Annotated in this window: 10 protein-coding genes and 1 rRNA gene (1 of these 11 only partly in view); 9 read left to right on the forward strand and 2 right to left on the reverse strand. The window is 62.2% G+C overall.

Annotated elements, in window-relative coordinates; translation table 11 throughout:
* Nucleotides 1-13: 13 nt before the first annotated feature.
* The 8 genes from dcd to Q0X18_RS00440 all read left to right on the forward strand — a co-directional run bounded on the left by dcd (nt 14) and on the right by Q0X18_RS00440 (nt 6,658).
* Nucleotides 14-562 carry a dCTP deaminase gene (gene dcd, locus Q0X18_RS00405; RefSeq protein ID WP_297557231.1) on the forward strand — a complete coding sequence of 183 codons (549 nt, stop codon included), beginning with the start codon at nt 14-16 and terminating at the stop codon, nt 560-562.
* A 179-nt stretch (nt 563-741) separates the two neighbouring features.
* Nucleotides 742-1,392, forward strand: coding sequence for a peptidylprolyl isomerase (locus tag Q0X18_RS00410; RefSeq protein WP_297557233.1), 651 nt, complete (start codon nt 742-744; stop codon nt 1,390-1,392).
* Nucleotides 1,389-2,504 carry an ATP phosphoribosyltransferase regulatory subunit gene (locus Q0X18_RS00415; protein WP_297557235.1) on the forward strand — a complete coding sequence of 372 codons (1,116 nt, stop codon included), beginning with the start codon at nt 1,389-1,391 and terminating at the stop codon, nt 2,502-2,504. The genes Q0X18_RS00410 and Q0X18_RS00415 overlap by 4 nt, the downstream gene beginning before the upstream one ends.
* Before the next feature lie 88 nt (nt 2,505-2,592).
* Nucleotides 2,593-3,240, forward strand: a complete 648-nt coding sequence (locus tag Q0X18_RS00420) for a GntR family transcriptional regulator (RefSeq protein WP_297557236.1) — start codon at nt 2,593-2,595, stop codon at nt 3,238-3,240.
* Nucleotides 3,241-3,315: 75 nt separating this feature from the next.
* Nucleotides 3,316-4,281 (forward strand): Bug family tripartite tricarboxylate transporter substrate binding protein, encoded by a 966-nt coding sequence (locus Q0X18_RS00425; RefSeq protein WP_374707517.1) that lies wholly within the window; start codon nt 3,316-3,318, stop codon nt 4,279-4,281.
* 71 nt (nt 4,282-4,352) lie between these two features.
* Nucleotides 4,353-4,784: a tripartite tricarboxylate transporter TctB family protein gene (locus Q0X18_RS00430; protein WP_297557238.1), complete on the forward strand. Its 432-nt coding sequence runs from the start codon at nt 4,353-4,355 to the stop codon at nt 4,782-4,784.
* Between the two features lie 9 nt (nt 4,785-4,793).
* Entirely contained in the window at nt 4,794-6,302 is a 1,509-nt protein-coding gene (locus Q0X18_RS00435; protein ID WP_297557240.1) for a tripartite tricarboxylate transporter permease, read from the forward strand.
* A gap of 50 nt (nt 6,303-6,352) precedes the next feature.
* Entirely contained in the window at nt 6,353-6,658 is a 306-nt protein-coding gene (locus tag Q0X18_RS00440) for a hypothetical protein (protein ID WP_297557241.1), read from the forward strand.
* 153 nt (nt 6,659-6,811) lie between these two features.
* Here the strand turns inward: Q0X18_RS00440 and Q0X18_RS00445 are convergent, their stop codons facing one another.
* Together Q0X18_RS00445 and glp are read right to left on the reverse strand one after the other, a co-directional pair.
* Nucleotides 6,812-8,494, reverse strand: coding sequence for a DEAD/DEAH box helicase (locus tag Q0X18_RS00445; RefSeq protein ID WP_297557242.1), 1,683 nt, complete (start codon nt 8,492-8,494; stop codon nt 6,812-6,814).
* A gap of 219 nt (nt 8,495-8,713) precedes the next feature.
* The gene (glp, locus tag Q0X18_RS00450) at nt 8,714-9,931 is read right to left on the reverse strand and encodes a gephyrin-like molybdotransferase Glp (RefSeq protein WP_297557244.1); all 1,218 of its coding nucleotides are present in this window, start codon (nt 9,929-9,931) and stop codon (nt 8,714-8,716) included.
* Between the two features lie 361 nt (nt 9,932-10,292).
* Between glp and Q0X18_RS00455 the strand changes: the two genes are divergently transcribed.
* Nucleotides 10,293-12,145, forward strand: a 23S ribosomal RNA gene (locus tag Q0X18_RS00455); it runs 1,064 nt beyond the window's last position.

Below are 12,145 nucleotides of genomic sequence, written 5' to 3' on the forward strand. Positions count from 1 at the left end.
TATAGTGTGGGGCATGAGTGTTAAGCCCGACTGGTGGATTCGCGAAAAGGCCAAGCAAGGCATGATTGAGCCGTTCGAAGAGCGACTGGTGCGCGACGGGGTGATTAGCTACGGGCTCTCGAGCTTCGGCTACGACCTGCGGGCGGCGCGGGAGTGGAAAATTTTTGCCAACGTATTCCACACCATCGCCGACCCCAAGGGCCTCGACCCCAAGAGCTTCGTGGACTACGAGGGCGACGAGGTGATCATCCCGCCCAACTCCTTCGTGCTGGCCCGCAGCATGGAGTACATCCGCATGCCCGATAACGTGCTGGCCATCGCCATTGGCAAAAGCACCTACGCCCGGGTGGGCATCGTAGCCAACATCACCCCCCTGGAACCGGGCTGGGAGGGGCACGTCACGCTCGAGTTCTCCAACACCACCCCCCTGCCGGCCAAGATGTACGCCGGCGAAGGGGTGGTACAGCTGGTGTTCTTCGAGGGCGAGCGCCCCGAGGTGACCTACCGCGACCGCAAGGGCAAGTACCAGGGTCAGACCGGCATTACCCTGCCTCGAATCTGATACGCATTCCGGCAGTATCGTTCACTTTGACAAGCCTAAACGATACTGCCGAAATGCTTTTCTACTCCCTTCGGTCGGCTTGAATCCTTCACCTCTGACTGCGCAGGGCGGTGAAGGATTCAAGCGGAAACGGTATGAAAACCTGGCGTGTTCTCATCCGGGCCGGTAGACTGGGTGGGATGCGCGCTGCTCTGCTAATCGCCGCTCTGCTGGCCCTGGCCATCGCCGCTTTCTTCCTCTGGCAAGGCAACGGCGGAGCAAAGAGTAGCCTAGGAGGAAAGATGGAAGCCCTGCCCTACAAGTCCGACCAGCCGGTGACCCGGTTTGCCAGGCCCGAACAGGTGATTGACCCGACCAAGTTCGACTACTACGCCGAGATCGAGACCAGCAAAGGAAAAATCGGCATCGATTTGTTCGAGAACGAGGCCCCCATCACCGTTAACTCCTTCGTGTTTCTAGCCCTCCACCGCTACTTCGAGGGGGTTGTGTTCCACCGGGTGATTCCGGGGTTTGTGGCCCAGACCGGCGACCCCACCGGCACCGGCATGGGCGGCCCCGGCTACCAGTTTGGCCTCGAGGTCACCCCCAAGCTCAACTACGACAAAAAAGGCCTGCTGGGCATGGCCCGCACCATGGACCCCAACTCCAACGGCAGCCAGTTCTTCATCACCTACGGCCCCACGCCCAACCTCAATCAGCAGTACACCATTTTCGGGCAGGTGGTGGAGGGGATGGGGGTGGTCGAGCGCATCGCCCCCACCGAGGGCCCCCAGGCCAGCCGGGAACGCGACAAAATCCTCTCGGTGAAGATTTTTGCCAGAAGTAAATGATCCCCGAAGGCACCCGCTACTTTTTGCCCCCGGAAGCCCGCCTGCGCCGCGAGCTGCAAGAGCGCCTGATCAACCTGCTGTATAGCTGGGGCTACGAGCCGGTGGAGCTGCCGGCGCTGGAACTTTACGACCCCCAGCACGCCCTGGCCGAGCGGGCCTTCAAGCTGGTGGACAAAACCGGCGAGGTGCTGGCCCTGCGCTCGGAGTTCACCACCGCGGTGGCGGGGCTCTTGCGGAGCAACGGGCGGCTGGTAACCGGCCAGCCGGTGCGCTTGCAGTACGCTGGGAACCTCTGGCTGCGCGAGGCCAACGCCGAGCTGGGGCGCAGCCGCGAGTTCAGTCAGGTGGGGGCCGAGCTGGTGGGGGTCTCGAGCCCTATGGCCGACGCCGAGGTGCTCGAGCTGGCCTGGGCGTGTTTGCAGCTGGCGGGCTTTGCCGAAGCCAAGATCGAGGTAGGGCTCCCCGCGCTGGTGCGGGATCTGCTGGATGCCACGGGCCTGCCCGGCGAGCAAAAGGAGCGCCTGCGCCAGGCTATCCACCGCAAGAATAGCCCGGAGCTCGAGGCCCTGCTGGGGGACTATCGGGTGCATCCCGGCCTGCAAAAAGCCCTGCTGGCCCTGCCCGACCTGTACGGCGGACGCGAGGTGCTGGCCGAAGCCCGCGGGCTGCCCCTATCGGACAAGGCCCAGGCCGACCTGGACTGGCTCGAGGCCGTGCTGGCCCTGCTGCCCGAGGTGCCCTTGCTGCTCGATCTGGGCCGGGCCCGGCTGCTGAACTTCTACACCGGCCTCAACTTCCAGGCCTACACCCCCGACTTTGGCCTGCCGCTTCTGGGCGGGGGCCGCTACGACGGTGCCCTGCTGCCTTTTGCGGCGGGCTTTGCTCTGGGCCTCGAGCGGGTGATGGAGGCCCTGCGCCTGCCGCTTTCCGAACCCCCCCCGGAGGTGCTGGCCCTGGATCGGGCCCTGGCCCGCCAGCTTCGGGCCGAGGGCAGGCGGGTGGAGCTGGCCTGGACGCGCAACCTTGCCGATTTGCGTGAGTACGCACGGGAGAAGGGCATCCGTTGGCTGGCAGTGGATGGACAGCTGGAAGAAGTTGACCCTCAACACTGAGTTGCTCCCAAGGCAACATAGTAGCCGATGGCTCTCCGAATCAGGCTTGAGCTGGTATACCAAAAAGGGTAGCATAGCACTTGCCTCTATGCTTGCACCGCAAACCGAAGAAGCCTACCGTCGCCTGCGCCGGATGATTCTTTCGCTGGCGCTCAAGCCCGGTGAACCGCTGGTGGAGCGCAAGCTGGAAGAACTGCTGGCGGTTTCCCGCACGCCCATCCGGGCGGCCATCCAGCAGCTTTTCCGGGAGGGGCTGGTGCAGCGCACGGGCCGGGTGTATACCGTGGCCCCCCTCGACCTGGCCGAGCTGGAGGAGGCCTTCGAGTTTAGAAGCTGGCTCGAGGGGCAGATCGTGCGGGTGGCAGCGGCCCGGCGGCCCAACGCCCGCCAGCTCCGCGACCTGCTGGCCTCGGTGGAGGCCGACCTCGACCCCGAGGTGGAACTGGAGAAAGCCACCGACTTTCACCTGGCCCTGGCCAAGCTCACCGGCAACCGCTTTGCAGTGGCCTCGCTGGCCCAGGTCTTGCAGCGCATCTACCGGGCCCGTTACCTCGAGATCACCCGTCCGCAGGGGGCCGACCAGGCCCACACCGACCACCTGACCCTGATCGAGCTGGTGCAGCAGGGCAAGGGCGAGGAGGCCGCGGCTTTTTTGCAGCAGCACCTCGAGCGTTCACGGGAAGCCTTGCTGGAAAGCCTCGAGGGTTCTGTTTTGCTGGCCGCTGGCCGGTCTTGACGGGCAGGTCAAGCGGGATAGAATCTTAGACACCCTGCACGTGTGGCAACCTTTGCCAAATAAGGAGGATTCATGATGCGTCTGGCAACTTTAGCTGTGGTTTTGCTGGCTTTTGGCGGTGGACTGGCCCAGTTCACCCCGCGCAACCCCGAGTGCATCGCTCCGGCGGGGGCTGGAGGCGGCTGGGACTTCACCTGCCGTAGTGTGGCCCAGGTCATGCAAGACCTCAAGATTGTGACCCAGCCGATTAAAACCACCAACCTCACCGGTGGGGGCGGGGGGGTGGCCTATGCCAACGTGGTTACCCAGCGCAACGACGACCCCAACCTGATTGTGGCGGCCAGTCCGGCCACCACGGTGCGCCTGGCCCAGGGACAGTTCAGCCGCTTTACCGAGCGCGACGTGCGCTGGCTGGGCGCAGTAGCCGCCGACTTCGGCCTGGTGGCGGTCAAGGCCGACGCCCCCTGGAAAACCATGCAGGAGCTGGTGGCAGCCTGGAAGGCCGACCCCTCCAAGATTGCGGTGGGTGGTGGTAGCGCCGTGGGCGGCCAGGATCACATGAAGGTGCTGCTGCTGGGCCGGGCGGCCGGTATCGAACCGCGCTCGATCAAGTACGTGCCCTTCGACGGCGGCGGCCAGGCCCTGACCTCTTTGCTGGGCGGCTTTATCCAGGTGTTTGCCGGTGATGCCTCCGAGCTGCGTGCCCAGGTCGAGGCCGGTACGGTGCGGGTACTGGGGATGATGTCGCCCCGCCGCCTCCCCGCGCCCTACGCCAACGTGCCCACCCTCAAGGAGCTGGGCTACAACGTGGAGTGGGTGGTCTGGCGGGGTTTTTATGTGCCCAAGAACATGCCTGCCGAGGCCTACGAGTTCTGGCTCAGGGCCCTGCGGCAGGTGGAGCGCAGCCCGGAGTGGGCCAGGATTCGTGAGCAGAACAGCCTGGGCCAGTTCTTCATGGCCGGGGCCGAGTTCCAGGTCTTTATCGACCGCCAGGTCAACCAGTTCCGCAACCTCTCCCGTGAGCTGGGTATCATCCGCTAGCCCCTAACCAGATGGCCGATAGCCCAGGGCCCACCGCTGCGGGCTGTCGGCCATACGCTTGAGCCTCCTTTATGACCGACCGCATCGTAGGCATCCTGATTTTGTTACTGGCCCTGGGGTATGGCCTCGAGGCCAGCCGGATGCAGGTGGGCTTCCTTTCCGACCCCCTGGGCCCCCGGCCTTTCCCCTACATCATCGCCATTCTGGTGGGGCTTTCGGCCCTGTGGCTCCTCTTCAAGCCCGACCCCAACCCCACCTGGCCGGCCCCGCGCTTCTGGCCGGTGCTGGGGTTGGTGCTCCTGAGCCTGGTGGCCTACGCCTACCTGGTGGTTCCGCTGGGCTTTATCCTCACCACCACCCTCGAGATGACCCTGCTCTCGGTTTTGTTTGGGGCGCGCTGGTGGCAAGGCCTGGGCGGCGCGCTGGCCTTTACGCTGGCGGTCTACTTCCTGTTCACCGAAGGCCTGGGCGTAACCCTGCCGGTGGGCCGGATTTTCGGATAGGAGCGGCCTATGGACATCCTGCAAGCGCTTCTAAACGGTTTTGGGGTGGCCTTAGAGCCCCTCAACCTGCTCCTGGTGGTGCTGGGGTGCCTGGTGGGTACGCTCATCGGGGTGCTGCCCGGCATCGGCCCCATCAGCGGGGTGGCCCTGCTGGTGCCCCTCACCTTTGCCCTCAAGATGCCGCCCGAGTCGGCCCTGATTCTGCTGGCCGGCATCTACTACGGGGCCATGTACGGCGGCTCCACCACCAGCATCCTGCTCAACATCCCCGGCGAAACCTCGTCGGTGGTCACCGCAATTGACGGCAACAAGCTGGCCAAGCAGGGCAAAGCCGGCCCGGCCCTGGCCATGGCCGCCTGGGGCTCGTTTATCGCCGGAACCCTCTCGGTGGTGGGCCTGATGACCCTGGGCCCCTTGCTGGCCCAGTGGGCCATCCGCTTTGGGCCGGCCGAGTACTTCGCCCTGATGGTCTTTGGCTTCTCCACCCTCTCGGCCCTGGCGGGCAAGAACATGTTCAAAGCCCTGATTGCCACGGGCTTTGGCTTGATGCTGGCCACGGTGGGCCAGGATCCCCAGTCGGGTATCTCGCGCTACACCTTTGGTTTCTTGCAGCTCGAGGACGGCATGGATTTTCTGGTGGTAGCCATCGGCCTCTTCGCGGTGAGCGAGGTGCTCATGCTTCTGGAGGAGAAAACCCCTGGGGCCATGCGGGCCCAGGTGGGGCGCATCTACCTCTCCTTCAAGGACTTCATGGGCTCGCTCTTCACCATTCTGCGCAGCAGCGTGCTGGGCTTCCTGATTGGGGTTTTGCCCGGCGCGGGGGCCTCCATTGCCAGCTTTGTGGCCTACACCACCGAGAAGCGTCTCCTGGGCGATAAGGCCCGGTTTGGTGAGGGCGACCTGCGCGGGGTGGCCGCCCCCGAGTCGGCCAACAACGCCGCGGCGGGCGGGGCCATGATTCCCCTGCTCACCTTAGGCCTGCCCGGTAGCGGTACGACCGCCATCATGCTGGGGGCCCTGATGAGCCTGGGGGTGACGCCGGGGCCGCAGATGTTTCAGCAGCACCCCGAGGTGGTCTGGGGCCTGATTGCCTCGATGTACGTGGGCAACGCGGTGCTGTTGCTCCTGAACCTGCCCCTGGTGGGCCTTTTCGTGCGGCTTCTGGCGGTGCCGGCCTGGTTCCTGATTCCGGCGGTGCTGGCTATTAGCTTCATTGGGGTCTATGCGGTCAACAACAACCCCTTCGACCTGCTCCTGATGGCGGTGTTCGGGCTGGTGGGCTACCTGATGCGCAAGCTCGAGTTTCCCCTGGCCCCGGTGCTTTTGGGCCTGGTGCTGGGCTACCTGATGGAGATCAACCTGCGCCGGGCCATGACCATCAGCAACGGCGATGTGGGCTATCTGTTCAGCAGCCCCATTGCCGTTGGGCTGTGGGTGCTGGCGGGGCTCTCGCTGCTCGCGCCCGTGCTGGTGGCTCGCTTCCGCAAGCAGGGTTTGGGCGGCGACGAAGAGCTTTGAAGTGTGAGGGGGCTTACGACCCCCACCTCCGGATGCGCTACCCTCGAGGCATGGAACTCCTCGGTTGGTCGCTGGTAATTCTGGCCGTTCTGCTGGTCACGGGTTTGCTGGGGCCACTCCTGGGGGTGGTGCTGGCCGTTGCAGCCCTGCCGGCCCTGGCGGTGCTGGGGGTAATGCTCTTCCCGCTGCTGCTGGTGTTGCTGGTTCTGGGCCTGGTGCTGTGGGTGGTGGGCAGCGCTATTGGCGTGGCGGCGGGTCTGCTGGGGTTCTTGCTTCAGTGGGGATTGCCCCTCCTGCTGCTCCTGGCGGGCATCTGGCTGCTAACCCGAGCGCGCCGCCCGCGTTTGCAGACCTAAAATAAAAAGCCCCCTCGAGCGAGGGGGCTTTTATGTACCCCACGGAAAGCCTTGCGCCTTGGCCCGTCGCAGAAAACAGCGTGTTCTTGTTCAGGAACCTATTTGCGCTTCCCGCGGGGGCCCCAAGTTGTGGGGCTTTGCGTTTTCTGTCGCTTATCGGTACACGACCCGCCGGCGCTCCCCTTCGCGGCGTTCTTCGGCCTGGCCTTCGAAGGGACGCTCACCCTGGCTGCGGCGTTGTCCACTGCCTTCGCGGCGACCCTGACCCTGACGTTTGCCCTGACCGCGCACGAAGCCCTGTCCTTGGCGCTCGGACGGTCGGGCTTCAGCTGGAACCTCGGTGGCCTTGGTAAGGCGCAGGTCGCGCAGAGCGGTGTGATCCAGTTTGCCCAGATCCTCGGGACGGATGTCCACGTAGGCGGCCACATCCCCATCCAGGCGAATCCGGCCAATCTCGCCAGCGCCGGCACCCTTCAACACCGCCACGGCCCGGTTCACGCTGATGCGCGAGCCCGAGAGCTTGACCGTGACCCAGTTCTCCTCACCGGTAATCAGGCTCTTGGGGGTGGGCGCACCGCCCAGAATCAGGGCCAGCATGCCGGCCACGGCGTCTACGCCGCCTTCGGCAATCAGACGCTCGGCCTGTTCACGCCAGAGCTTTTTATCGGCCTCGGGTTGCTTGGCGATGCGGCGGGCTAGCACGGCCCATTTAGCAGCCATGACCTCTTCGGGGGTGGGGGGGTTAACCCGCTTGAAGTTACGCTTGAGTTCGCGCTCGAGGGTCTCCAGCTCGCGCTTCTCACGCGGGCCGTAAAGAATCACCACCTTGCCCGAGCGCCCCGCCCGTCCGGTGCGGCCTGAGCGGTGCAGGTACGACTCGTTCTGGTCGGGCAGGCGGTAGTGCACCACCAGGTCTACCTCGGGGATGTCGAGACCTCGAGCCGCCACGTCGGTTGCCACCAGCACGCTCACCGCCCCACTGCGGAAGCGTTCCATCACCCGTTCACGGTCAATCTGGCCCATATCGCCGTGGATGGGGGCGGCGCTGTGGGCCCGGCTTTCCAAGCCCAGGGCCAGGTCGTTGCACTCGGCCTTGGTGCTGGTAAAAACGATGGTGCGCTCGGGGGCGTAAGCAAAAAGCAGATCCGAAAGCACCGAGAGGCGGTTGTGAATAGGTGCTTGAATCGCCACTTCTTCGTAGGAGATGGCCTCGTCCTTGATCACGTTGATGTGGATGGCCGCCTTTTGGTAGCGCTCGGAGAGACGGCGCGCCCAGGTGGGCAGGGTGGCCGAGAACAGCAGGGTCTGCCGGGTGGGCGGGGTGGCCTCCAAGAGCTGCTCCACCGCTTCCTCGAAGCCCATCGAGAGCATCTCGTCGGCTTCGTCGAGCACGACAATCTCAACTTTGGAAAGGTTGAGCACGCGCTGCTCCATGTAGTCGATGGCCCGGCCTGGGGTGGCCACCACCACGTCGGTGCCGCGCCTGAGGGCTTCGGCCTGCTTGCCGTAACCGGTGCCACCGTAGATGGGGGTGATGGTCAGGTGTGGGGCCAGCCACTCCAGCTCTTTGGCTACCTGAAGGGCCAGCTCGCGGGTAGGGGTGAGAACAAAAGCCCTGGGGGCGCGCCCCCGCTCGTGAGCCGCGTCCAAACGGTTGGCGATGGGTATACCAAAGGCCAGGGTCTTGCCGGTACCGGTGCGGGCCTGGCCCAGCACGTCTTTGCCCTCGAGGGCCAGCGGGATGGCCGCGGCCTGGATGGGGGTGGCGGTGGTGAAACCTTTGGCCTGGAGGGCCTGGGCAACTTCGGGTCTTAACGTAAATGCGGAGAACTCCATACTTCAAACGTCCTTTTTGGGTGTGGGCTGAATGCCTCGTGGGCGAAACCAACCCTGTAGGGTTCGAGCCGCTCATCCCAGAAAGAACCGAATGTCCAAACTGTACCTAGGGGTAAGGATGTACGGCTTTGTTGAACCATGCGCCCGACCGCACCCTGCGGCTTCGAGTAGGCGCAACCCTTGCAGTGTGGGGGATGTGAAAGATTTTGTCAATAGCAGCTACAATGCGCCTGGAAAGGGAATCACTTCTACCAACTCGCCTTGCTGGGCTGAAAGCCCGACCTCGAGCACTACCAGGGCGTTTCCGACTGCCATTGACCTCAGCACTGCACTGGACTGATTTCCGGTGGTGGCTACGCGGTAGTGGTCGTCCTCCCAACGCAAGACAGCCCGGCGGTAGGCCCGGCGGGTGGGGTTGGCCTCAAACGGCGTATCGGCAATGGCCTTCACCCGGCCAAGGGGTGGGTCGGTACGTCCTTGCAGCTTGAAGAGCAAAGGCCGCCCGAAGAGTAAAAACGTGACCATGGCCGAGACTGGATTGCCAGGCAGGCCCATCAGGGGTAGTTCGTTCCAGGTAGCAAAAAGTAAAGGGCCACCGGGTTGTATTCGAACCTTCCAGAAGTGTATTTCACCCTCGCGCTCCAGTAATTGCCGCACGATGTCGTATTCCCCCATCGAAACCCCACCGGTGGTAATGAGCAAATCGAGTTGTCCAGCTCGCCGCAACTGGGTGCGCAGACCCTCTACATCATCTGATATCTTCGGCAAAATGATAGGCTCACCGCCTGCCTCAGCTACCAAGCCTGCTACGGAGTAGCTGTTGGAGTTGTAGACCCCACCATAGGGCAAGGGCTCCCCCGGCTCAACCACTTCGTCTCCAGTAGATAAGATACCCACCCGGGGCCGCCTTATTACCGGTACGGTGGCATAACCCATCGCAGCGGCCAGCCCTACGCGTCCTGGCGTGAGCAGGTCGCCTTTACGCAGATAGATCTGCCCCTGCACCAGGTCGTCTCCCTTGCGGCGGATGTCGGCCGGTGATGCTGGCTTCATCAGCCATACAAAACCATCCTCTCGCAAAGTGTCTTCTACTCGAATCACAGCACTTGCTCCATCTGGAATGGGGGCACCGGTAAAAACCTGGACTGCCTGGCCAGGCCCTATTTTCCCTGCAAAGGGTTTACCTGCAGGGGATTGCCCGATCACCTCGAGCCTGACCGGATTGCCCAGAGAAGCGCTTCGGGTGTCGGCCTCGAGGCAAGCATAACCGTCTACAGCTGTATCGTCGGCAGAGGGGTGATCGACGCTCGAGGCCAGGTCTTCACCCAAAACAGCACCATAGCTTGCTGCTAGAGGCAGATGCTCAATGCTTTGCAGAGGCTTAGCCTTTTGCAATACGATCTCTAAAGCTTCCTCGACAGAGAGATTCTGCTTCATATCCTTTATCCTACCCGGCCCAGATTCCGAGCCTCGTAGCGAAAGACAAGCCATTTCCAAAAAACACCGCGCACCACGTGCACCACCGATACCAGCTTTGCCGATACGAATGCCCCTCTTCGTTCTAGTCTAAGCCCTTCAAAGGAGGGGTAAGGGGACACCCCTATTGACACATCTCACCACCTTTGATATTCTTCTCGTTGCGCCGCGATACGAAGTCAGGCGCGAGGATCATGAAAAAGGGGCTGTAGAGGAAGGAAGGAAGTCCATCCCAGGCTTCTATTTGCGATAGCGGTAGAGGTGTTATGGGGTGGGTTGGAATAGACCTTATCTTCAGGGGCGACTCTGAGGAGGGAATAAAGGTCAAGATAGAACGGGCACACGGTGGATGCCCTGGCACCTAAGCCGATGAAGGACGTGATTACCTGCGAAAAGCCTGGTGGAGCTGGTAGTAAGCGTTGATACCGGGATATCCGAATGGGGGAACCCGGCCTGTGGGAACACAGGTCACTCACGCGAGTGAGAGGGAACCTGGGGAACTGAAACATCTAAGTACCCAGAGGAGAAGAAAGAGAGTTCGATTCTCTGAGTAGCGGCGAGCGAAAGGGGAGTAGCCTAAACTGCTGAGCGTGCTCAGTGGGGTTGTGGGGCTGGCGATATCGAAGCGGAAGTCTAGTCGAAGGGTTTTGGGAAAGCCCACCATAGAAGGTGAAAGTCCTGTAGACGAAAGGCGGAAGCTAGTAGCCAGTACCCGAGTAGCCTGTGGTTCGTGGAGCTATGGGTGAATCTGCGCGGCCCACCGCGTAAGGCTAAATACTCTAGGTGACCGATAGCGTACCAGTACCGTGAGGGAAAGGTGAAAAGAACCCCGGGAGGGGAGTGAAATAGAACCTGAAACCGTGTGCTCACAAGCAATCAAGGGGCTATCTACGCAAGTAGCGGTCTTTTGGTGTGCCTATTGAAGCATGAGCTGGCGACTTACGGTAGTCGGCGAGCTTAAGCCGGAAGGCGGAGGCGTAGCGAAAGCGAGTCCGAATAGGGCGGAGATGGGCCGTTCGCGGCCCATGTAGTCGGCTGCCGTAGACTCGAAACCCAGAGAGCTAGCCCTGGCCAGGCTGAAGCCGAGGTGACACTCGGTGGAGGGCCGAACCGGTTGGAGATGCAAATCCTTCGGATGAGCTGGGGTTAGGAGTGAAAAGCTAACCGATCTGGGAGATAGCTAGTTCTCCTCGAAATGACTTTAGGGTCAGCCTCGGATGCTTATTTGGGCCTGTAAAGCACTGATAGGGCTAGGGGGCCTACCAGCCTACCAAACCCTTTCAAACTCTGAAGGGTCCGAAATGGAGTCCGGGAGTGAGGGCACGAGTGCTAACATCCGTGTCCAAGCGCTGGAACAACAGAGATCGCCGAATAAGGTCCCCAAGTACAGGTTAAGTGGATAAAGATGTGGGGTTGCCCAGACAGCTAGGAGGTTGGCTTAGAAGCAGCCATCCTTTAAAGAGTGCGTAATAGCTCACTAGTCGAGTGACCCTGCGCTGAAAATGATCGGGGCTTAAACCTGTCACCGAATTCGCGGGTTGTATTGAGGCCGCTCGCGGCCCCAATACAGCGGTAGAGGAGCGTTCCCTATGCCGATGAAGCCATACCGTGAGGAGTGGTGGAGGTACGGGAAGTGCGAATGCCAGCATGAGTAACGATAAAAGGGGTGGGAATCCCCTTCGCCGTAAACCCAAGGTTTCCTACGCGATGGTCGTCATCGTAGGGTTAGGCGGGGCCTAAGGATAAGCCGAGAGGCGAGGCCGACGGACAACTGGTTAATATTCCAGTCCTACTACGCAGTGCGATGGGGGGACGCTTTAGGCTAAGCGAACCGGAGCCATGGATGAGCCCGGACAGAAGCCCAAAGGGGACTATAGGCAAATCCGTAGTCCGTTACCGGTGGGTGGTGTGGAAGCCGCAAGGTGATAACTCGCTGAAGCCATGGAGCCGAGAAAAGCCTCTAAGCATAACTGCGGAGTACCCGTACCGTAAACCGACACAGGTGGGTGGGTGTAAATGCACCAAGGCGCGCGGGAGAACCCTCGCTAAGGAACTTTGCAATCTAGCCCCGTAACTTCGGGAGAAGGGGTGCTCGCGATGAGCGAGCCGCAGTGAATAGGCGCTGGCGACTGTTTACCAAAAACTCAGCTCTGTGCGAACACGTAAGTGGAAGTA

Source organism: Meiothermus sp., assembly GCF_026004075.1.
Taxonomy (GTDB): Bacteria; Deinococcota; Deinococci; order Deinococcales; family Thermaceae; genus Meiothermus.